Below are 21,952 nucleotides of genomic sequence, written 5' to 3' on the forward strand. Positions count from 1 at the left end.
TTCCTTACTCGGCGGCCTGCGGGAAGCCGACTGTCGCCATCGGCTTGAACTCGTGCTTGTCCTTGCCGGAGACGCGCTCGGACCAGGGGTCGACCTGGGCGAATTTCTGGCTGAAAACGAAGCGCTCGTAATAGGCCTTGCGCTTTTCGGCATCGCCCATGATCTGGCGGCGGATCTCGTCGAGACCGATGCGCTTGGCCCATTTGTAGATACGTTCGAGATAGCGGGCCTGCTCGCGGTACATCTGCGTCAGCGCCACGATGTGCTCGAGCGCCTCGTCCTCCGTCTTCACGAGGCCGAGCACTTCCGTGCCTTTGATGTCGAGACCGGCAGCGCCTGCGAAATGGATCTCGAAACCGCTGTCGACGCAGATGACGCCGATATCCTTGCAGGTTGCCTCGGCGCAATTTCGCGGACAGCCGGAGACGGCCATCTTGAGCTTTGCCGGCGTCCAGGAACCCCACATGAATTTCTCGATGCGGATGCCGAGGCCGGTCGAATCCTGCGTACCGAAGCGGCACCAGTCGGAGCCGACGCAGGTCTTCACCGTGCGTAGGCCCTTGGCATAGGCCTGGCCGGAGATGAAACCGGCCTTGCCGAGATCGGCCCAGACGGCCGGCAGATCCTCCTTCTGCACGCCGAGAAGGTCGATACGCTGACCGCCGGTCACCTTCACCATCGGGATCTCGAACTTGTCGACGACGTCGGCAATCGCCCGCAGCTCGTTCGAACTGGTGACGCCGCCCCACATGCGCGGCACCACGGAATAGGTGCCATCCTTCTGGATGTTGGCGTGCACGCGTTCATTGATGAAGCGCGACTGGTAGTCATCGGCATATTCATCCGGCCAGTCGCAGACGAGGTAGTAATTCAGAGCGGGGCGGCATTTCGCGCAGCCGCAGGAAGTCTTCCATTCAAGCTCCTGCATGACGGCAGGAATGGTCTTCAACCCCTTGGCTTTTATCAGTCTTCTGACGTCGTCATGCCCGAGCTCGGTGCAGGTGCACATCGGCTGGACGGCGGCAGGGTTGTAGCTGTCGCCAAGGGTGATCGACATCAGCTGTTCGACGAGGCCGGTGCACGAGCCGCAGGAGGCCGATGCTTTCGTGTGGGCGCGCACGTCGTCGAGTGAGGTTAGGCCTTTGGCCGTGATCGTCGAAGTGATCTTGCCCTTGCAGACGCCGTTGCAGCCGCAGATTTCCGCATCATCCGGCAAGGCTGCAACGGCCGCCATAGGGTCCAGCGGCGACCCTCCCTGATAGGCCTGGCCGAAGATCAGGGTCTCGCGCATCTCAGAGATATCGGTCGCCTTCTTCTTCAGGTCGTTGAACCAGGCGCCGTCCGCCGTCTCGCCGTAAAGCACGGTGCCGATGATCCTGTTATCCTTCAGCACGAGGCGCTTGTAGACGCCGGCAGCCGCATCGCGCAGGACGATCTCTTCGCGATCGTCGCCGTCGGCGAAGTCGCCGAGCGAGAATAGGTCGATGCCGGTCACTTTCAGTTTCGTCGGCGTGTCCGAGTGCACGAAGGCGGCGCTCGTGTCGCCGGCCAGATGTGAGGCGGCCACACGCGCCATCTCGTAGAGGGGGGCGACGAGGCCATAGACCATGCCGCCGACCTCGGCACATTCGCCGAGCGCCATGATGCTTCCGTCCGAAGTCTGCATGCCGTCATCGACGACGATGCCGCGGTTGACGGCGATGCCTGCCTCCTTGGCAAGGCCGACATTGGGGCGGATACCGACGGCCATGACGACGAGCGTGGCGGGGATCACGCGTCCGTCGTCGAGTTCGATCCCCTCGACCTTGCCGTCGCCGATAATCGCCTTGGTGTTGGCCTTGGTGATGACCTTGATGCCGCGCTCCTCGACGGCCTTTTGCAGCAGATAGCCGGCGGCCGGATCGAGCTGGCGTTCCATCAGCGTCGGCTGCACATGGAGAACGGTGACATCCATTCCACGCAGGCTGAGGCCGGCGGCGGCTTCCAGACCGAGCAGACCGCCGCCGATGACAACGGCCTTCTCGCGCGACTGAGCCGCAAGCAGCATTGCCTGTACGTCGTCAAGATCGCGATAGGTGATGACCCCGCGCAGTTCCTTGCCCGGAACCGGAATGATGAAGGGCACGGAGCCTGTCGCGATGACAAGCTTGTCGTAGCTCTCCGTCACACCGTGATCGGAGGTGACAGTCTTTGCCACCCGGTCGATGGCGACGATCTTGTGCCCCTTGTAGAGCGTGATGCCGTGCTTGATATACCAGCCGTCGCCGTGGATGATGATCTGCTCAAAGTCTTTCTCCCCCGAGAGAACCGGCGACAGCATGATGCGGTCGTAATTGACGCGCGGCTCGGCGTTGAAGATGGTGACTTCATAGAGATCTGGCGCCTTTTCCAGCAGGTGCTCCAGCATGCGCCCTGGCGCCATGCCGTTGCCGATGATGACGAGTTTCTGGGTCATGGTATCACTCCGCGGCTTCGACGAAGCGGTGGCGTTCGTAGAGGAACTTCAGCACGGCCTCGCGGCATTTGAGGTAGGTTCTGTCGGACGCAAGCTCGATGCGGTTGCGTGGCCGCGCGATCGGCACTTCGAGGATATCGCCGATATGAGCGGCCGGGCCGTTGGTCATCATGACGATGCGGTCGGACAACAGCACCGCCTCGTCGACGTCATGGGTGATCATCACCATCGTGCTGCCGAGGCGGGTATGGATTTCCATGACGGCATCCTGAAGGTGGGCGCGGGTGAGGGCGTCCAGCGCTCCGAAGGGCTCGTCGAGCAGCAGGATCTTGGGCTGCATGGCGAGCGCCCGGGCGATGCCGACGCGTTGCTTCATGCCGCCGGAGATTTCCGAGGGACGCTTGTCCTTGGCATGGGCCATCTGCACGAGATCGAGGTTGCGCATCACCCACTCGTGGCGTTCGGCCTTGCTCTTCGTGCCGCGAAATACCTTCGAGACGGCGAGATTGACGTTCTCGTAAACGCTGAGCCAGGGCAGAAGGCTGTGGTTCTGGAAGACCACGGCCCGATCCGGACCGGGTGCGTTGACCTCGCGGTTCTCAAGTAGCACCGCGCCGGCAGAGACCGGCGTCAGGCCGGCAATGAGGTTCAAAAGGGTCGACTTGCCGCAGCCGGAATGGCCGATGATCGAGACGAATTCGCCCTTGTCGATGACGAGTTCGATGCCCTTCAGGACTTCGGCCCGCTGGACGCCACGGTCGAAATATTTGTCGATATGATCGAGCTTCAGATAGGCGCTCATCAGGTTCTCCTCAATTGCTCGTCATGCCGCGGGTCACGAAGGCACCGAGGCCTGCGACTAGGCGGTCGAGGATAAAGCCGGTGATGCCGATATAGGCGAGTGCGACGATGATGTCGGGCAGGCGCGACGAGTTCCACGCATCCCAGATGAAGAAGCCGATGCCGACACCGCCGGTCAGCATCTCGGCAGCAACGATCGCAAGCCAGGAAAGCCCGGCGCCGATGCGAAGACCTGTGAAGATGTAAGGAGCGGCCGCCGGCACCATGATGCGGAAGAAGAATTCGATCTGGTTCAGCCGCAGCACTTTGGCGACGTTGCGATAATCCTGCGGAATGTTGCGAACGCCGACCGCCGTGTTGATGATGACGGGCCAGATCGAGGTGATGAAGATCACGAAGATCGCCGACGGGTTGGAATTCTGGAAGGCCGCGAGCGACAGCGGCAGCCAGGCAAGCGGCGGCACGGTGCGCAGTACCTGGAAGATCGGGTCGAGGCCACGCATCGCCCAGACCGATTGGCCGATCACCGCGCCGATCAGCACGCCGGCAACGGCCGCAAGGCCGAAGCCGTAGGCGACGCGCTGCAGGGAGACGAGCACGCGCCATGCAAGTCCGATATCCTGCGGCCCATTGTAAAAGAACGGATAGACGATGAGGTCGTAGCTCTCCTGCCAGACTTGCGAAGGCGGCGGCAGGCTGGCGCCCGGCTGCTCACAGAGCAGCTGCCAGATGCCAAGCAGAAGTACCAGGACTACCAGGGGCGGGAGGACGCTACGCAAGACCGAAGCAGCGATGCGACCTGGATCGATGCGCCGAGCCGGGCGGGCCGCCAATGTCACGACATGGCTCTTTGTGAGAGCGGGCGCTTGCGCAACGGCGGCTTGCTGTTTGCGGGCGGTTACCGACATTGAACGAATCCTTTTTGGAAGAGAGTGCCGAGCATTACGACGCCACCTTGATCGAGAGGCTTTCGAGGTAGGCCGAGGGATTTTCCGGATCGAAAACCTTGCCGTCGAAGAAGGTTTCCTTGCCGCGCGAGGTTGATGCCGGAATGTCCGATGCGGCGACGCCGAGATCCTTGGCGGCATCGCGCCAGATGTCCTGGCGGTTGACCTGGCCGATCAGCGTCTTGATGTCGGTATTGGGCGCGAACTTGCCCCAGCGGATGTTTTCGGTGATGAACCAGCTGTCGTGGCTCTGGAAAGGATAGGAGACGCCGCCCTTCCAGAATTTCATGTAAAGATCGGTACCTTTGGCGAGGCGGCCGTTGCCGTAGTTGATGTCGCCCTTGAGGCGACCCAGCACGTCCTTGGGCGGCACATTGAACCATTGCCGCTTGCCGAGGATGGTCGCCATTTCCTCCTTGTTGTCCATGCTGTCGCACCATTGCTGGGCTTCCATGACGGCCATCAGCAATGCTTTGGCGGCATTCGGATTCTTCTCGATCCAGTCGGCGCGCATGCCGAGCGCTTTTTCCGGATGGCCCTTCCAGATCTCACCGGTCGTACAGGCGGTGAAGCCGATGCCTTGGTTGACGAGCTGCTCGTTCCAGGGCTCGCCGACACAGAAGACGTCCATGTTGCCGACCTTCATGTTCGCCACCATCTGCGGCGGCGGCACGACGATGGTCGAGACGTCCTTGTCGGGATGGATGCCGCCGGCGGCTAGCCAATAGCGGATCCACAGATCATGTGTGCCGCCCGGGAAGGTCATCGCCGCCTTGATCTCCTTGCCTGCTGCTCTTTTTGCGTCGAAGGCCGCTTTCAGCTTGGATGCGTCAAGCTGGACGCCTGTCTCTGCATATTCTTTGGCGACGGAGATGCCCTGGCTGTCGTAGTTGAGGCGGGCGAGGATCGCCATCGGCACCGGTTGGTTGTTCTGCGTCACCTTGCCTGTATGCATGAGATAGGGGAGCGGCGAGAGAATATGGGCGCCATCGATGCCGTTTGCTGCCCCGCCGAGCACCAGATTGTCGCGCGTCGCGCCCCAGGAGGCCTGTTTGGCGACATCGGCGTCTGGTAGGCCGTGCTTTTCGAACAGGCCCTTTTCCTTGGCGATGACCAACGGAGCCGCATCCGTCAGGGCAATGTAGCCAAGCTTGACCCCCGACACTTCCGGTCCCGACGTTGCTGCGAAGGCGCCGGAAGGGAAGGCTGTCCTGACGGCGCCGATCAGGGCTGCCGTGGCGGATGTCTTCAAAAGGTTTCGGCGCGTAACACCACCGGACAGGATCTTCTTCACTTGCAGTTTCCCCTTGTTTTGCTCGTGACGCGTGGATTTCGGACATAAAAAAACGCCGCTCGGTCGATGCAGCCCGGGACAGGAAGGAAATCCTCGGGGCAAGAACCTTGCGACGTCGATGTCTTTGCGAGCGCGTTTTCCGCGCATTGCTTGCTTCGATCGCCGTTGACCGAAGCGAAATTGAATAAGCAAGCCGCGTGCCAGTTTTTCACGGCGAGATCATGGCATTGTAATTGCTCGATTATTCAGGGGGATGGTCCGATGGCTCCTTTTGCGGGCAGTTGCGATTTCTGCAAATATTTTGAGCGGATGCCATTCATGCGGCTCTCGATCCTGCGCTTATTCTATGCAGAGCAGCATAAGTGGACGCTAGATGTCGTCGCTCGAAGACTGCGTCGCGCTTGTCGTTTTCACGGCAAATCCGGCGACATAGGCGGCGATCTCTGCTGGATCGAAAATATGGCCGTCCATGAAGCGGTCGCCATCCCGGTCACCCTCGATACGGATATCGGCATCGTCGGGAGACGCCTCGCTGCCGAGTGCCCGCCGATAGAGGTCGGAACGGTAGGCCGAGGCCGCCATCTTCATGTTCTGCTCGGAAAATGCGCTTTGCCCCCAGCGTATCATCTGGCTGAAGATCCAAAGCGCGTGGCTCGGGCGCGGATAGTTGGCAAAGCGGCCATGGAAACTGAAATACCTGTCGATGATGCGGCGATGGCCCCTGGCATCAAGGTTGAATTCGCCCGCCAGCACATGGCGGATGATGTGCACGGGTGCTGCAATATAGCGCTGATCGGCAAGCGCTTCGGCAAGGGCGTCATGATTTTCCGGCCGGTCACACCAGCGCGCTGCTGCGTCCAGCGCCACGATAAGGCGCGACACGGTTTCCGGATGGCTTTCGGCCCATTCCGGGCGCATGCCGATCACCTTTTCGGGTGCGGAGGGCCAGATATCCTGCTTGGCCGCGACGATGCGGCCGACGCCTCGTTCGGATGCGACCATGTTCCAGGGTGCGCCGACGCAGAAGCCATCGATAGCTCCGGCGGCAAGCGCGTCGGATGTGAGAGGTGGCGGCACGACGACAAGCTTCACGTCCCGGTCCGGATCGATGCCGCCGGCGGCCAGCCAATAGCGGAATTCGTAATTATGCGACGAGAAGGGATAGGTCATGCCAAGCGTCGGCGGCTGCTCTCCGCGCGCTTTCATGGTTTCGACCACTTTCGCAAGCGCCTGCGAATTTTCCAACGCGCTTGCCTGGTCGGAAAGGCCTGTTTCGTCGCACATGCGGTCAAACAGCCGCGTCGAGAGGGTGATGGCGTTGCCGCCGCAACCGAGAGAGAATGGGGTAATCGTGGGCGAGGGGTTCGAGCCAAGCCCGAGCATGGCTGCGACCGGCATCGGCGAGAGCATATGGGCGATGTCGAACTGGCGAAAGGCAAGCCGGTCGCGGACATTGGCCCAGGAAACGTCCTTGACGAGATCGAGAGCGATCCCCTCCTTGCGGGCGAGGCCGAATTCCGCAGCCGCAATCAGGACCGACGCATCGACAAGCGGAATGAAGCCGGCGCGCAATGTGCGCGGGCCTTCGCTGGTAATCTGGGCAGGCGCCGAAGGATTGCTGTCGCCCGCCTGTCGGCTTTTGGCGGAACGGGCTGCTTGCACTCTCATATTCACTCCGGTGCCTCTCCTCTCAGGGCGGCGGACAAGATGGGGCCTAGTACGCTCACATCAGTAACCCCGCTGCCGTCACGACGCTTTGCGCGATCTCGGACATCTTCTTCTTTTCGTTCATGGCCGTCTGTCGCAGCAGCGCGAAGGCTTCGTCTTCCGAAAGGCCGCGCATCTTCATCAGGATTCCCTTGGCGCGCTCGACGATCTTGCGTTCTTCAAGCGCCGACTTGGCATCCGCCAGCTCCCGCTGCAGCCGGCTGAAGGCATTGAAGCGGCTGACGGCCATGTCGAGGATTGGCTTGACCCGTTCCTTCTTGAGGCCGTCGACGATATAGGCTGATACCCCGGCCTCGACGGCCGCCTCGATGGAGGCCGTATCGGAGCGATCGACGAACATGGCGATCGGTCGTCCTACCGTCCGCGTCAGCTGAAACAGATGCTCCATCATGTCGCGATTCGGATTTTCGAGATCGATAATGATGACGTCGGGGCGAAGCGTCTCGATCGTCCGTGCGACGCCCTGCACTTCATGGATGACCGTCACTCGCGCATGACCAGCCTCCCGCAACCCCTCCTCGATGATCGAGGCGCGGATCGCATTTTCATCGATCACAAGAATGGTCAGATCGAGACGGCTCATGCCGTCTTTATGGCGCAATGCAGCAAAGCGGGCAAGTGTCGTTCGATGAAATATTAGGCGAACTGGAATTCAGCCTAAATTTTGATCACATTAGTTGCTTTCTGGTTAATTCTTCAGCAGTTTCGCCAATAGGCCGCGCTGCTGAAGGTGCCGGTATCCCTGGCGAGCTCGCTCTTAAGGAAGGTGCGGATGGCGCGGGCCTGTTTCTGCTCGCACGCGGCCCAGACAAAGGTATCGGGCTCGGCAGCGGGCACGACGTCGCGCAGGATGCGTTCAATCGTATCCGTCGTCCCGGCGGCGACGCCATTGCGATGCAGCCAGGTGATATCCATCGATGCGCTTGATATCAGCGGCTGCTCTTCTTGTTTATCGGGGACCTCGAGAAAGATGCGCAGCTCGGCATCGGCAGGCACGGAGGCTGCGATGCGGGCGATGGCGGGCAGCGCGGTTTCGTCGCCAGCGAGAACGAGCTTGCGCGCTGTCGGCACGCCGCCACCACCGGGGCCGATCAGGCCGGCACGATCGCCCGGGCGCGCGGTCATCGCCCACGTCGCTCCCGGCACATCGTCGCCTTCATGCACAACGAAATCGATGTTCATCTCGCCGCGGTCAAGATCGATGCTGCGTATCGTATAGGCGCGGATGGTCAGCGCATCATCGCCCTTCGGCCAATGGATGCGGCCGTCCGGCTCCGTATGCGGCCAGGCCGGCTCGCGGCCTTTCGGCGGGATGAGCAGGCGGACATGCATGCCGCCCTCGACGAAATGCCTGGCGTCCTCGGTCGCGACGACGACGCGGCGCATATGCGGCGTGATATCGTAGGCATCGGCGACGCTGATCTCGCGGAAGTTCGGTATGGCAGACGGCTGCGGCCCGTCAGCCCAATCGAGGGCGAGCGTGTGGCTGGTAGAGAGTTCGAACAGGCTTTCGGCGACCATGCTGCGGATCGTGAAGAGCATGGCTGCCGTCGGGCAACGCAGCTTTATGTCGAGACGATCGTTGCTGACGGCGATGTCAGCGCTGCCGATGACGGTATCGAGGCGGGCTCCGGCCTCGCTCCGTGTGATGGTGACATGTTCGGCAAAACGCGCGCAGAACTGATCCAGCAATTGACCGGCATCCTTGTGGGTTGCCACGCCGGAAGCGGTGAAATCCCTTGCATGCATCATTTTTTCGTCTCCTTGCGGGTCAGGAACCAGATGAGATAGGGGCCGCCGATCAGGGCCGCGAACAGGCCGACGGGAACCTCGTAGGGAAAGATCACCATTCGTGACAGCCAGTCGGCCAGCACCAGCAGCATGGCGCCAAGCAGCAGGCTGGCCGTCAATTGCTTGACTGTCTCGCGGAAGCCGATGAGGCGCCCGAGATGCGGCGCGATCAGCCCGGTCAGGCTGAGCGGGCCAACGAGGAAAGAGGGGATCGCAGTCAGGAGAGCCGCAAGAACCGCCAGAGTGAGGCGGCTTGTCGCAACCGAGAGGCCGATGGAGCGTGAAACGTCGCCGCCGAGCGGCAGCACATCGAACCATCGCCGCAGGATCGGCAGGATCGGAATGAGGAGCACAAGCGAAATGATGCCGGTCCAGGCTTCGAAGGAGCCCGCCCGATTGGTGGAGCCCGACAGCCAGATCAGCAGGAGATAGGCGCGCAGATCGCCGCGTGAGAGAACGACAGTGACGATTGCCATGCAGAGAGCGCCGATGGCGACGCCAGAAAGCAGCAGTCGCTCGGGGTCGAAGCCGCCGCGCGCGCTGAATGCCATGATGGCAAGGAACGCAATCAGCGCGCCGATCGTCATTGCGGTGATCGTGACGACGGGCGAGGGGAATGCAAAGAGAAAGAGTGCGATCGTCAGGCCCGCACCGCCGCCGGCGCTCACTCCGAGGACCTCGGGGCTTGCGAGCGGATTGGCGGTGAGGCGCTGCATGATGAAGCCGGCTGCGGCGAGCATCGCGCCGGCAGTTGCCGCAACGACGGTGCGCGGCAGGCGGAAAGGCAGAAGTTCCCGAAACTGATTGCCGATCGCCACGTGCCAGCCATCGAAGCTGCGCCCGACCGACAGAACAATGAGGATCAGGAGAACGAAGCCGAGCGCAAGCAAGGCAAGCGCTCGTCCCGGCGCTGCAATAGTCAGCCGCGCCCGAGGACCGCCAACGGCGCGGAGCGCATTGCCGGAATGCAAGCGCCGCAGAAGCAGCAATAGGAGCGGTCCGCCAAGGAGCGCGGTCGCTGCTCCCGTTGGAGCGAGATCAGTGAACCCCGGAGAGAGGAGTTGCACCAGACAATCCGTCAGGAACAGCAGGCCGGCGCCGGCGATAGGGGAGGCGATCAGCAGCCGCCTGGTGCGACGGCCGCCGCAGAATCTGGCAACGTGAGGCGCTGCAAGCCCAAGAAAGCCGATGATGCCGACCTGCGCCGTCACCGAAGCCGCCAGCCAGACGGCAAGCGCCAGAATGGCGAGGCGCATGCTGTGCAATGCAAGGCCGAGGTTCTTGGCGCTGCCGTCGTCCAGGCCCATCACCGTCAGAGGACGGACCAGTACCAATACGGCTGCAAAGCCGACGACTAGGCGCGGCGCGAGCGTGATGACGCCGTCCCAGTTTTGCTGGTTCAGCGCGCCCGCGCCCCAGATGAAGACGGACATGGCATATTCGCCGCGCGCGAGAATGATCGTGACGCTAAGTGCGGTTGCTACCAGCGTCACCATCATGCCGCATAGCGCCACCGTCACCGGGTCGAGACCACGTCGCCAACTCAATGCCAGAACGATCAGGACCGCCGAAAGCCCGCCGACAAAGGCAGAGATTTCCCTTGGCAGGCCGATCAGCAAGGGAAAGAGCCCGACAGCAATCGTCATCGCCAGCTGCGAGCCGGCGGCGATCCCGAGCGTCGAGGCGTCGGCGATCGGATTGCGCAAGACTCTTTGCAGCAAGGCGCCCGAAAGGCCGAGAGCCGCACCGGCTATGATTGCGATAGCCGAGCGCGGCAGCAGGCTCTCGGTGAGCAAGATATGATTGAGTGCGGCTGCCTCGCGTACATCAGCGGCAAGCTGCGGCCGCAGCAAGAGCAGAGTTGCAAAAGCAAGGATGCAGATGGCGCCGAGCAGAGCACCGTTGCGTGCTAGCGATTTGCCTTGGGCAGTCACAGGCCGATCAATCGTTCCATGCACGGTTGAGCCCTCCTGCAAGGAGATCGGCGAAGCGTTCTGCTGCCGGCAGCGCACCATAGGGATTGATCGAGCCGAGCATGAGGACACGACCTTGCCGTACCGGCGGAAGCGCATTCCAGAATGCGCTTTGCTGGAGTTCCGCCAGAGCTTCGCCCGGATGCGGCGGGATGAGAACGATCCATGCATCCGGCATGGCGGCGAGCCGTTCGATGCCGACGGGTGCGGTTGCCGAATAACTCGTCAAATCCGGCCAGGCATTGGTCAGGCCGGTGCGGGTGAGAACTTCCCCGAACATGCTATCGGAGCCGAAGACGCGAAAGTGCCTGGCGTCGCCCAGATTGATCGGCAGGATCGGCCGGTGATCGCCCTTGCTGAAACTGGCGCGATAGGCTTCGAGTTTTTCGCGCGTCTTATCGACGAGGGCGCGACCGGTCGTAAGTCCGAGCCGCTCGCCGATCGCAAGGGTTGCCTGCTCCGAAAGCTGGTAGGGGCTGGTTCCGGGTTGATAAATGGCGTGGCTCTCGACCGGTGCGATCAGTCGCATGCGATCGTCGGCCCAGGTATAGAAATTGGAATTGAAGATCAGATTTGGCCTGGATGCATAAAGGACTTCGAAGTTCGGCGTGCCGCGTAGCCCGAGATCGGCAACGCCTGCGGGGACGGCCGGGGTCACGGCAACGTCGCGGAATTGCAGTAATTCGGTGCCGGCAACCACATTTGCGCCGATCGCCAGCAGGGTTTCCAGAATGGCCCAATCGAGCGTCGCCACACGCGGGCTCGCCGCCGCGCGAGCCGGCGTCAGGCCGGCGATCCCGCCTGCGGCTGCCATCGCAATGAATTGTCTTCGTGACAGCTTATGAGCGTTTCCTGCGGTCATGGGAAATAGCTGACCAGGCTGCGGCACTGTGGCCGGGCAGGCATCCCCGCGCCGACGCGGTAAATTCGCTGCAGCCACTGCGTCGTCATGTGTAAGCATTGCCTTCGGTTTGAAACGAGTTCGAGAATTGCCTTGCGACAATCCTCGGCTCTTTGCCATGATCGAGAACGAAAGTATACTTCTATCCTCAACTTACCATTTCTTGCTGAGCTTGAAGGTGATGGTTCTCGCTTCGCCGTAGCCGCAGACATTCTCGCCGGCGCAGCCCGAGACATATTCCTTGTCGAACAGGTTTGAGACGTTGAGTGCGGCACCCCAGCCCTTCTTCTCGTAGCGGATGCCGGCGTCGAAAAGCGTTGCCGAAGGTACGCGCAGCGTATTGGCCTGGTCCGCCCAGGACTTGCCCTGGTAGCGCACGCCGGCGCCGATGCTGAGGCCGTCAAGCGCGTCGCTCGTGAAGGCATAGTCGAGCCACAAGGATGCGGTGGAGTTCGGCACCAGATAGGGTGAGTTGCCGATGATGGAGGAGTCGAGGTCCTTGGTGATCGTCAGATCGGTGTAGGAATAGGAGCCGAGGAGCTTCCAATTATCATCCAGATTGACCTTGCCTTCGAATTCGACACCGCGCGAGCGGACCTCGCCGACCTGGCGCTGCAGGAAGGTGACCGGATCGGTCAGCGCCATGTTCTTGCGGTTAATCTGGAAGATGGACGCCGTGAACAGGCCGTCGATGAAGTCAGGCTCGTACTTGATGCCGGCCTCGTATTGCTCGCCCTTTTCCGGCGTCAGGCCGCCGCCGCTGACGCTGGTGCCGATCAGCGGATTGAAGAAGGTGCCGGCGCTGATATAGGGCGTGATGCCGTTGGAAAACTCGTAGGCGAGGCCCGCACGGCCGCTTGGCGCTGATGCGTTCGACTTGTAACTCGTGCCGACCTTCGAGTCGGAATTGGTGTCGACAAAGTCGTAACGGCCGTTGAGGGTCACCAGCCAGCCATCGCCGAAGCGCATCTGGTCCTGCGTATAGATACCGAGTTGCTGCTGCGTCATGACCTGATTGAGGTAGACGAAGTTGGTCCCCTGCGGCGTGCCATAGACCGGGTTGGTGGCGCTGATCGGATTGGAGCCGCAGCACGCCTGGATCTGGTCGAGGCGATAGATCGAATAGTCGGTGCCGATCAGGAAATCATGGCTGATCGGGCCGGTGTCGAACTTGTTTTCCGCGCGCGTGTCGACGGAGAAGGTATCGACCTTTGAGCGCTCGAAGAAGCCGATGCGGTTCAGCATGTAGTTGGGATCGTCATAACCAGGGCTGAGCGGATTGCCGTCGACATAGCCGTTCAGATACGGGCCTTCCTCGCGCTTATAGAGGTGACCGTAGCGCGCGTTCTGCGACACGGTCCAGCCGCCGTCGAAATCGTGCGAGAATTCGTAACCCAGCATCTGCTGGGCATATTTGAGATTATCGATGCTTCGCTCGCCATAGAAGGCATCGCGCTTGATTTTGCCGAAGGGCGCATCGACAACGGTGCCGACATAAGGGAAGAAGCCGTTGCCGCTGTGGATTTCGTCGAGGCCGCTCAGCATGCCGAAGACGGTCAGCTTGGTGGACTCATCGGGCGAGATGGTGACCTGCGGCATGATGAAGCCGCGCAGATCGTGGGTGCCATCGCTATAGGTATCGCCGCCGGCAATCTTGCCGGTCAGGCGATAGCGATAGACGCCGTCGGCCGAAAGCTTGTCGGAGAAGTCGAAGCCGACGAAGGCATTGCCAAGATTGTTGATGCCGATCTCGGTCGAATATTGAGGATTGTCCGTCGGCTCCTTGCGGACCATGTTGACAAGGCCGCCCGGATTGGCGCCGCCATAAAGCACTGAGGAAGGCCCCTTCAGCACTTCGACGCGCTCAAGCATGTACGGATCGATCTGGAAGCCGCCGAAGCCGTAGCTATAGAGCGTCAGGCCATTCATGAAGACGCCGCTCTGCGTCGCGTCGAAGCCGCGAATGTAGAACCAGTCGGTATCGCCATCATTGCCGAAGGGCTGCGCGGTGACGCCGGGCGTATAACGCAGAGCCTCGTCCACCTTGTTGGTGATGCCGCGATCCTGCATTTCTTGCTGGCCGATGACGGAAACCGATTGCGGTACCTCGGTGATTGGCGTGTCGGATTTTGAGCCTGCCGTGGTCTTCCTGGCGACATAGCCCTTGACCGGCGCGGTGCCGCTGTCTTCACTCTTCTGTTGCGAACCCTGAATAACCAAAGGCTGCAGCTCCGTCGGCGTTTCCTGCGCCATGACCTTGGAGCCCGCCAGCAGCGCGATAATGGCTGCGCCCGTCGCCATGAGCCGCGCTCGCGATACGTCCTGCTTCAATCCCTGCATTTCCGTCATTCGTCCCGAATTGCGCCCGTTCGGCCCGTGGCCGATCCCTCGATAAGATGAGCAGTTAACTCATATTTACAGGTGCGGCTTGTCTGTCACGGGGGAAATTGAATGTTTTTGGGCAATTCTCCGCAAAACGTACAATTGCTCGCGGACTGTGGTTTTCAGGCAAGCCTGCTGCGCTTCCAGCCGGCCGGCGCGGCGCCGACATTCTTGCTGAAGACACGGGTGAAATGCGCCTGATCGGCAAAGCCGGTTTCGACGGCGACGGTCGTCAACGGCATCTCGCTGTTCAGAAGAAGTTGCTTCGCCCGTTCGAGCCTGGCCTGCGTTTGCCATTGATGCGGCGGCAGACCCGTCGACGCCTTGAAGGCGTGGCTGAAATGCGACTGCGAGAGGCCGGTCAGCGCCGCCAGTTCTTCCAGCCGGATGGCGCGCGTGCAGTTCTCTTCGATATAATCGACCGCGCGCCGCAGCTGCCAGGTAGCAAGGCCGCTGCGTTTGCGTGGCTGGGTTCCGCGTACCTGCAGCACGTCGATCAAAAGCGAAAGCGTCAGGCCGTCACCATAGAGGTCATGCAAAGGCTCGGGGTTTTCACATTCGGCGGCGATAAGTTCGGCGAGTGCCATCACTCGCGGGTCGTTGAAATGCAGCTGCGGCCGGTCGAGCTGTACCGGATCGATGTTTTCCATCAAGCGCTGGCTGAGCATCTCCGCATCGAAATGAACATCAAGGTGGCGCACGAACTCCACGCCTGCCATGTCGACCCAGAGCTCCATGCCGGCAGGGATATAGGAGATGCGACCGCTGTCGTGATCCTGCAGCTGGCCCTGTGCGCGAGGCGAGGGTCGGACATTGGTCTTGCCCGCGCCGCGCTGCTCCAGAAGAATGAACAGGCGCGGATCGCGTGCCACATAATATCCGCCGGCCTGTGCGGCACAATTGACGTTCCAGATATCGGCGACCATGCCGTTCCAATAGCGGCGATGCATGCCACCGATGACGGAAAAGCCTCCGATCTTGTTCTGCATTCTCGGCTGAAACGTCATTTGCTGCTTCCGGCGCCGCTCCCGCGCAATAATCCTTCAAATTAAACTCAAGTTATTATAGCAACGCTGCGAGGATGGCAATCATGAGCTTTTGATGTGAGGCGGCGCCTGTGGGTCGTTTCGATCGAAGCCCGGAACAACGCGCCAAATTGACGATTGTATTTGCTGAACGGCAAGCCTCTCGCATCGTTTTGCGCTTGTCGGAACAACGCACGCTTGAAATTTCGCTCGTCTTCCGCCACCTGTGCGGCGCGACTTTTTTTATTCCCAGGAGACTAGACGCTTATGACGACCACCACCGCAGAAAATACCGCCGAGAGCCACGTCTTCGCGGCCGACGTTGCCCGCCTTCTGCATATGATGGTTCACTCGGTTTATTCGGACAAGGATGTCTTTCTGCGCGAGCTGATCTCGAACGCGGCCGATGCCTGCGAGAAGCTGCGCTACGAGGCGATCGCGCATCCCGGCCTGCTCGCCAACGATCCCGACAGCCGCATCCTGCTGACGCTCGATGCCGATGGCAGCAAGCTCATCGTAGAAGATAATGGCATCGGCATGAGCCGCGACGAGATGATCGAGGCGCTTGGCACGATCGCCCGTTCTGGCACGCGTGCCTTCATGGAGCGCATCGAAGCCAACAAGCAGGGCGAGGGCGCGCAGCTCATCGGCCAGTTTGGCGTTGGCTTCTATTCCTGCTTCATGGTGGCCGACCGCGTCGATGTTATTTCACGCCGGGCGGGCGCCGAGGATGCCTGGCTCTGGTCTTCGGACGGCAAGGGCGGCTACAGCGTTGCGCCCGTCGACGTCAGCGAGGCGCCGGCGCGCGGCACCCGCATCACGCTGCATCTGATGGAAGATGCCAAGAGCTATGCTTCGCGCTGGAGCGTCGAGCGCATCGTCAAGGAACAATCCGGCCATGTGCCGGTGCCGATCAAGATCGCAGAGAAGCCGGGCGAGGAAGCGACGCAGTTGACCGACGGCACCGCGCTCTGGACGAAATCGAAGAACGACATCACGGCCGAGGAATATACCGATTTCTATCGCGGCGTTTCCGGCCAGTATGACGAGCCGGCGCTGACGGTGCATTTCCGCGCCGAGGGCCGCCATGAATATTCGGCGCTCGCCTTCGTGCCCGGCTCGCAGCCTTTCGATCTCTTCGATCCGGATCGCAAGGGCCGCATGAAGCTCTATGTGAAGCGCGTCTTCATTACCGACGAGGCGGAATTGTTGCCGCGTTATCTCCGCTTCGTGCGCGGCCTGGTCGATACGTCCGACCTGCCGCTCAACGTCTCGCGCGAGATGATCCAGGAAAGCCCGATCCTGACGGCGATCCGCAAAGGTGTGACCAACCGCATCATCACGGCGATCGAGAAGCAGGCAGAGAGCGACCATGACGCCTTCCTGAAGATCTGGGAGAATTTCGGCAGCCTCATCAAGGAAGGCCTCTACGAGGACTTCGAGCGCCGCTCACAGCTTCTGGCGTTGTCACGCTTCCGCACGACTATCTCGGGAGATGGCTATCGCTCGCTTGCCGATTACGTCAGGGATGCGAAGGAAGGTCAGCAGTCGATCTATTATCTGGTCGGCGGCAGCCTGGAGCAGCTGAAGGCTTCGCCCCAGCTCGAAGGTTTTCGTGCCCGCGGCATCGAAGTCCTGTTGCTCACCGATTCCGTCGACAGCTTCTGGGTCACCAATGCCCCGGAATTCGAAGGCAAGAGCTTCAAGTCGATCACGCAAGGCTCCGCGGATCTTGCCCAGTTCAAGAAGCAGGATGAGAATAAGCCTGAAAGCGAAAGCGCACCCGCTGAAGTCCAAGCCTTCCTCGACTACGCCAAGCAGAAGCTTGCCGATGAGGTATCGGATGTCCGCGCCTCCGATCGACTGATCGAAAGCGCCGTCTGCCTCGTCGCGTCCGAACAGGGCTACGACCGCCAGCTCGAAAAGATCCTGCAGGGGGCTGGGCGTTTGCAATCCGGCGCCAAGCCGATCCTCGAAATCAACATGGATCATCCGGTCGTCAAGGCGATCGCCGCCAAGGCGGATGCGCCGTCCTTGCGCGACGATGCTGCTTTCCTGCTGCTCGATCAGGCCCGTGTTCTGGATGGTGACAAGCCTGCCGATCCGCGTGCCTTTGCCGAGCGACTGGCGCGTTTGATGGAGAAGGCGCTGCAATAAACCCAATGAAAATCGGCGCGGCTCGCAGGGCCGCGCCGATCTGCCACAACAAAGATTGTCGGCATCTCGAAAAACTTGTCTTTAATTATCATCTTTTCGTTGCGTGAAGAGAATTCCTCTTCTATAGAGGACGCAGATTGGTCGGGCATCGCTCGGCCACGTAAGCGTTAACGTCACTCAACGCGTATGATCGAACGGCTCTGCGGCTTCGGTCTGCGCGACTGTGTCCTGCGGATCGAGATCGAAGCGCCTCGAAAGGACACTCATGGATACCCCCCATAATTCCAACACGGCCATCTCCGCTCCGAAGATCGAGCGCGTGCGCCATGAACTGAAGCGGCGCTCCCTGACGGTAACGGCCATCGACAGGATCACCCCCGGCATGCTGCGTATCCGGCTGGCCGGCGAAGATCTCGCCGATTTCGTCAGCCTGGCGCCCGACGACCACATCAAGGTTCTGGTGCCAAGCGCCGGCGAGGAAATGGTGCGGCGCGACTATACGCCTCGCCAGTACGACGCCGAGGCGCGAACGCTCGTCATCGATTTTGCCGTCCACGAGGCAGGACCGGCCACGCAATGGGCGCTCGACGCTTCGGTCGGCGACAGGCTGGAGATCGGCGGCCCTCGCGGCTCGGCCGTTGTGTCCACAGAGATCGAGAATTGGTTGCTGATCGGCGACGAGACGGCGCTGCCGGCCATCGGCCGCCGGATTGAAGAGGCGCGGCCTGGTGCGCGCATAACGGCGATCGCCGCGGTTGCCGATGCGCGTGAACATCAAGTATTTCAAACCGGTGCGCAGCTGGATATGCGCTGGGCATATCGGCCGCTCTCGGAGGCAACGGATCCGTCCTCGCTTCTGAAGATACTTCAGTCGATCGATGTGGCTTCCGGCACGTTCGTCTGGATTGCCGCTGAGGCTTCCGTCACGCGCGCCTTGCGCTCCTACCTCGTCGAAGAACGCGGCTACCCGCTGAGCTGGATCAAGGCATCCGGCTATTGGGTCAAGGGCAAGGCGGATACGACGGAGAAATTCGATTGAACGCGGGACGCAGGCGGCAAGACGCCGCCTGCTCATCCTAATATGATGGGTCAGGCATCTTGCCGGAACAGGCTGCCGCCCCATTTCATGGCGCAATTGTCCCGCAAGTGGACAAGGCGTTCCGCGATAAGGTTAGGTTCACCGAAACTCCGTTCTGGATAGATTTCGACTTCCTAAATTGCATGGGATCGCCGAAGGTTAGGCGTAAAGCGGGAATGATGGCGAAGGCCATAGCCGATCGCTTTGCAGGTCCATCGCACCGAGCGGGAGGCGGTGTTTTGGGCGTCATGTAAATCCTGCCGTGCGCGACGGCCAATGTTGAGGATCGACGCAAGGTGCTTGCCGTCCCGAAAGACCCGCCGCAAACATTCGTTGCGCTGATGCTGTCGGCGCTTCGCAAGGCTTTCATCGGTATCGCCCTGGCGAGCGCCGCCATCAACGTGCTGGCGCTGACCGGCTCCTTCTTCATGCTGCAGGTCTATGATCGGGTCATTCCGAGCCATAGCCTGCCGACGCTGTCCGGTCTCGTCATCATCGTCGTGACCCTCTATCTTTTTCAGGGCGTGATCGAATTCCTGCGATCCATGCTGCTTGTGCGCATCGGAATGTCGCTCGACGAGCGTTTAAACAGGAAGGTCTTTGGCGCGCTTCTGTTCCTGCCGAGCAAAAAACAGACGTCGGACGATGGGCTGCAATCGGTGCGTGATCTGGAGCAGATCCGCTCCTTCCTCTCCGGCAGCGGCTCGACCGCGCTTTTCGACCTGCCGTGGGTGCCGTTCTATCTGATCCTTTGTTTTCTGTTCCATTTCTGGATCGGCTTCACTGCTTTGTGCGGCGCCTTGCTGCTCGTCGTCATTACCGTGGCTGCCGAAATACTGTCGCGCAGACCGGCCCTGGAGGCGGCCAAGTCTTCGGCGGCGCGTCTCGGCTTCGCCCAGGCGGCGCGGCGGAATTGGGAAGTCGCAATTGCCATGGGATTTTCCGGCCGCCTAACCGAGAAGTGGGCCGCGATGAATGAGGGTTATCTCAAGCATCAGGCGATAGCGAGCACCCGTGTCGGAGCGCTGACCATTGCCGCGAAGATCGCGCGCATGATGCTGCAGTCCGGCGTTCTCGCCGTCGGCGCGATCCTCGTCATTCGTCAGGAAGCGACGGGAGGCATTATCATCGCCAGCTCGATCCTGCTGACGCGAGCGCTGGCGCCCGTCGAGCTCGCAATTGCCCAGTGGAAGGGCTTTGTTGCCGCTCGCCAGGGCTGGACGCGGCTTGCCAAACTTCTTGATGCCGCGCCGCCTGAGCCACAGGCATTCGCCTTGCCATCGCCATCGCGGGAGCTCAGCGTCGAGAATATCAGCGTGACCTCTCCGGGTGGCCGCGACCTTATCCTGCGCAACATCTCGTTCAAGATAGCAGCCGGGACGGTGCTCGGTATCATCGGCCCGAGCGCATCGGGCAAGTCTTCGCTGGCCCGCGCGATTTGCGGCCTTTGGCCGGTCGCCATCGGCACGGTGAGGCTGGATCGTGCCGCGCTGTCGCAATGGGATAGCGACGAGCTTGGGCAGCATATCGGCTATCTGCCGCAGGATGTGGATCTCTTCGATGGCTCGATCGCCGAGAACATTTCACGTTTCGCCGAAGGCATGCGAACCGAGCCGATCATCGCCGCGGCGAAGGCGGCAGGTGTCTACGACATGATCGTCAAGCTTCCGGATGGCTTCGATACGAAGATCGGTGAAGGCGGATCGCGCCTTTCGGCCGGGCAAAGGCAGCGTATCGCTCTGGCAAGGGCGCTTTACGGCGATCCGTTTCTGGTGGTTCTCGACGAACCGAATTCCAATCTGGATGCAGAAGGCGAGGCGGCACTGACGACGGCGCTTGCAGGCGTGAAGGAGAGAGGCGGCATTGCGATCGTCATCGCCCATCGGCCGAGCGCTCTTGCCGCCGCCGATACGGTCATGATCGTTGCCGGCGGCCAGGTCCAGGCATTCGGGCCGAAGAAGGACATCCTCGGTCCGTCGCCCAAGCAGCTCGGAACGGCTCATCTGGCCATTGCCGGCGGGGAGACGCACGGATGATCGACAAGGCCGCGCCATCGACCGAACGGACGATCCGCCGCTTGTCGCTGCTGGTGATAGTTGCCATTCTACTGTTATTCGGCGTCATGGGCGGCCTTGCCGCCGCAACGAAGATCGCCGGTGCGGTCGTCGCCTCCGGCACGCTCGTCGTCGACAGCTATGTCAAACCAGTGAAGCACCTGAAGGGCGGCATTGTCCGTGCCATCCTGGTGAAAAACGGCGATCATGTCGCTGCTGGCCAGGTGCTCGTCCGGCTTGACGACACTCAGACGAGAGCCAATCTCTCGATCATCCGCAAGCGGCTCAACGAGCTTTCCGCCCGCACGGCGCGCCTGACGGCGGAGCGCGATGGCGAGCAAGAGATCGCCTTTCCGGCCGATCTCCTCTCGTCCGCCGGAAACGCGAATGTCGCTGCCATTCTAGCCGGCGAGCGGCGGCTCTTTTTCGATCGACAGGCATCGCGCGACGGGCAGAAATCACAGCTGCACGAGCGCATTCAACAACTCAATCGGGAGATCGAGGGACTTGTTGCGCAGGAAGAGGGCAAGCGGCGGGAAATCGCGCTCATCGCCAAGGAGCTCGGAAGCCTCGAAGGCCTGCTCAATCAGGGCATCATTTCGGCGACGAAGGTCTACTCGCTGCAGCGTGAAAGCGCTTCGCTGAACGGCGATCTCGGAAACCTCGTGTCGTCCATCGCCCAGACCCGCGGCAGGATTGCGGAGACCGAGCTGCAGATCCTGCAGATCGATGCCGATCGCAGTTCGGAAGTGTCCGAGCAATTGCGCCAGGCTGAAAGCGATAGCGGTCAGTTTTCCGAGCGTCTGATCGCGGCAGAAGATGATCTGAAGCGGATCGACATCAAGGCACCGCAGGCTGGCATCGTCGACCAGCTAAGCATCCATGCCGAGGGAGCGGTGATCTCGCCGGCAGAAGCGATCCTGCAGATCGTTCCGGATAAGGACGCGTTGGTCGCAGAGTTGAAACTTGCTCCGCAGGATATCGACCAGATTACCGCGGGGCAGGCGGTTTCTCTGCGTTTTCCTGCCTTCAATCAGCGGATCACCCCGGAATTGAACGGGCATGTCGATACGATCTCGGCGGATCTGACGACGGATCAGCGTTCGGGGCAAAGCTACTATGTCGTACGGGTCAAGGTGGCAAAGCCTGAATGGGAAAGGCTCGGAGCCCTGACGCCATTGCCCGGCATGCCGGTGGAGGCCTTTCTGCAGACGGGCGAGAGAAGCGTTCTTGCCTATCTGACAAAGCCGATGACCGATCAGATCAGGCGGGCATTCAGGGAGGATTAGGGTGGTCTCGACTGAGCTGCGTTATTTCCCCGGTGGCCGCCCGATTTGCGTCGAACAGCCGCCCTGGAAAATATCGA

15 protein-coding genes are annotated in these 21,952 nt (G+C 61.2%); 4 read left to right on the top strand and 11 right to left on the bottom strand.

All coding sequences use genetic code 11. The features are described from left to right. Positions 1–4 precede the first annotated feature (4 nt). From nirB to PH562_RS05110, 11 genes are all read right to left on the bottom strand, one after another. Positions 5–2,455: a nitrite reductase large subunit NirB gene (nirB, locus tag PH562_RS05060; protein ID WP_285171853.1), complete on the bottom strand. Its 2,451-nt coding sequence runs from the start codon at positions 2,453–2,455 to the stop codon at positions 5–7. 4 nt (positions 2,456–2,459) lie between these two features. Continuing rightward, the gene (locus PH562_RS05065; protein WP_285171854.1) at positions 2,460–3,257 is read right to left on the bottom strand and encodes an ABC transporter ATP-binding protein; all 798 of its coding nucleotides are present in this window, start codon (positions 3,255–3,257) and stop codon (positions 2,460–2,462) included. Positions 3,258–3,267: 10 nt separating this feature from the next. Then, positions 3,268–4,164: a nitrate ABC transporter permease gene (gene ntrB, locus PH562_RS05070; protein ID WP_285171856.1), complete on the bottom strand. Its 897-nt coding sequence runs from the start codon at positions 4,162–4,164 to the stop codon at positions 3,268–3,270. 34 nt (positions 4,165–4,198) lie between these two features. Next, complete coding sequence (locus PH562_RS05075; protein WP_113230990.1) at positions 4,199–5,497, bottom strand: CmpA/NrtA family ABC transporter substrate-binding protein; 1,299 nt, start codon at positions 5,495–5,497, stop codon at positions 4,199–4,201. A gap of 369 nt (positions 5,498–5,866) precedes the next feature. Further along, positions 5,867–7,165: a CmpA/NrtA family ABC transporter substrate-binding protein gene (locus PH562_RS05080; protein WP_285171857.1), complete on the bottom strand. Its 1,299-nt coding sequence runs from the start codon at positions 7,163–7,165 to the stop codon at positions 5,867–5,869. 55 nt (positions 7,166–7,220) lie between these two features. Next, a complete protein-coding gene (locus PH562_RS05085) occupies positions 7,221–7,808 on the bottom strand; it encodes an ANTAR domain-containing response regulator (protein WP_092706529.1) in 588 nt (195 codons plus the stop codon). 113 nt (positions 7,809–7,921) lie between these two features. Then, positions 7,922–8,977: a siderophore-interacting protein gene (locus PH562_RS05090; protein WP_285171858.1), complete on the bottom strand. Its 1,056-nt coding sequence runs from the start codon at positions 8,975–8,977 to the stop codon at positions 7,922–7,924. Continuing rightward, positions 8,974–10,974: a Fe(3+)-hydroxamate ABC transporter permease FhuB gene (gene fhuB, locus PH562_RS05095; protein WP_483315316.1), complete on the bottom strand. Its 2,001-nt coding sequence runs from the start codon at positions 10,972–10,974 to the stop codon at positions 8,974–8,976. The genes PH562_RS05090 and fhuB overlap by 4 nt, the downstream gene beginning before the upstream one ends. Next, on the bottom strand, positions 10,958–11,803 hold the full coding sequence (locus PH562_RS05100; RefSeq protein WP_285171859.1) for an ABC transporter substrate-binding protein: 846 nt from the start codon (positions 11,801–11,803) through the stop codon (positions 10,958–10,960). The genes fhuB and PH562_RS05100 overlap by 17 nt, the downstream gene beginning before the upstream one ends. Positions 11,804–12,043: 240 nt before the next feature. Beyond that, a complete protein-coding gene (locus tag PH562_RS05105; RefSeq protein WP_483315317.1) occupies positions 12,044–14,239 on the bottom strand; it encodes a TonB-dependent siderophore receptor in 2,196 nt (731 codons plus the stop codon). A 155-nt stretch (positions 14,240–14,394) separates the two neighbouring features. Continuing rightward, positions 14,395–15,279, bottom strand: a complete 885-nt coding sequence (locus tag PH562_RS05110) for an AraC family transcriptional regulator (RefSeq protein ID WP_285171861.1) — start codon at positions 15,277–15,279, stop codon at positions 14,395–14,397. A gap of 285 nt (positions 15,280–15,564) precedes the next feature. On the opposite strand from PH562_RS05110, the gene htpG reads away from it, so the two are divergent. The 4 genes from htpG to PH562_RS05130 all read left to right on the top strand — a co-directional run bounded on the left by htpG (position 15,565) and on the right by PH562_RS05130 (position 21,875). Continuing rightward, positions 15,565–17,454 carry a molecular chaperone HtpG gene (gene htpG, locus PH562_RS05115; RefSeq protein WP_285171862.1) on the top strand — a complete coding sequence of 630 codons (1,890 nt, stop codon included), beginning with the start codon at positions 15,565–15,567 and terminating at the stop codon, positions 17,452–17,454. A 265-nt stretch (positions 17,455–17,719) separates the two neighbouring features. Further along, positions 17,720–18,493, top strand: a complete 774-nt coding sequence (locus PH562_RS05120) for a siderophore-interacting protein (protein ID WP_285171863.1) — start codon at positions 17,720–17,722, stop codon at positions 18,491–18,493. A 335-nt stretch (positions 18,494–18,828) separates the two neighbouring features. Beyond that, positions 18,829–20,568 (top strand): type I secretion system permease/ATPase, encoded by a 1,740-nt coding sequence (locus PH562_RS05125; protein WP_285171864.1) that lies wholly within the window; start codon positions 18,829–18,831, stop codon positions 20,566–20,568. Then, positions 20,565–21,875 (top strand): HlyD family type I secretion periplasmic adaptor subunit, encoded by a 1,311-nt coding sequence (locus PH562_RS05130; RefSeq protein ID WP_285171865.1) that lies wholly within the window; start codon positions 20,565–20,567, stop codon positions 21,873–21,875. The genes PH562_RS05125 and PH562_RS05130 overlap by 4 nt, the downstream gene beginning before the upstream one ends. The last annotated feature ends 77 nt before the right edge of the window (positions 21,876–21,952 follow it).

The organism is Rhizobium centroccidentale, from assembly GCF_030182565.1.
In the GTDB taxonomy this organism is placed as follows: Bacteria; Pseudomonadota; Alphaproteobacteria; order Rhizobiales; family Rhizobiaceae; genus Rhizobium.

What these genes read in the sequence shown, in the direction of transcription:
- nirB (WP_285171853.1), bottom strand. Translation starts at nt 2,455, where the DNA reads ATGACCCAGAAACTCGTCATCATCGGCAACGGCATGGCGCCAGGGCGC.
- PH562_RS05065 (WP_285171854.1), bottom strand. Translation starts at nt 3,257, where the DNA reads ATGAGCGCCTATCTGAAGCTCGATCATATCGACAAATATTTCGACCGT.
- ntrB (WP_285171856.1), bottom strand. Translation starts at nt 4,164, where the DNA reads ATGTCGGTAACCGCCCGCAAACAGCAAGCCGCCGTTGCGCAAGCGCCC.
- PH562_RS05080 (WP_285171857.1), bottom strand. Translation starts at nt 7,165, where the DNA reads ATGAGAGTGCAAGCAGCCCGTTCCGCCAAAAGCCGACAGGCGGGCGAC.
- PH562_RS05085 (WP_092706529.1), bottom strand. Translation starts at nt 7,808, where the DNA reads ATGAGCCGTCTCGATCTGACCATTCTTGTGATCGATGAAAATGCGATC.
- PH562_RS05090 (WP_285171858.1), bottom strand. Translation starts at nt 8,977, where the DNA reads ATGATGCATGCAAGGGATTTCACCGCTTCCGGCGTGGCAACCCACAAG.
- PH562_RS05100 (WP_285171859.1), bottom strand. Translation starts at nt 11,803, where the DNA reads ATGGCAGCCGCAGGCGGGATCGCCGGCCTGACGCCGGCTCGCGCGGCG.
- PH562_RS05105 (WP_483315317.1), bottom strand. Translation starts at nt 14,239, where the DNA reads ATGACGGAAATGCAGGGATTGAAGCAGGACGTATCGCGAGCGCGGCTC.
- PH562_RS05110 (WP_285171861.1), bottom strand. Translation starts at nt 15,279, where the DNA reads ATGACGTTTCAGCCGAGAATGCAGAACAAGATCGGAGGCTTTTCCGTC.
- htpG (WP_285171862.1), top strand. Translation starts at nt 15,565, where the DNA reads ATGACGACCACCACCGCAGAAAATACCGCCGAGAGCCACGTCTTCGCG.
- PH562_RS05120 (WP_285171863.1), top strand. Translation starts at nt 17,720, where the DNA reads ATGGATACCCCCCATAATTCCAACACGGCCATCTCCGCTCCGAAGATC.
- PH562_RS05130 (WP_285171865.1), top strand. Translation starts at nt 20,565, where the DNA reads ATGATCGACAAGGCCGCGCCATCGACCGAACGGACGATCCGCCGCTTG.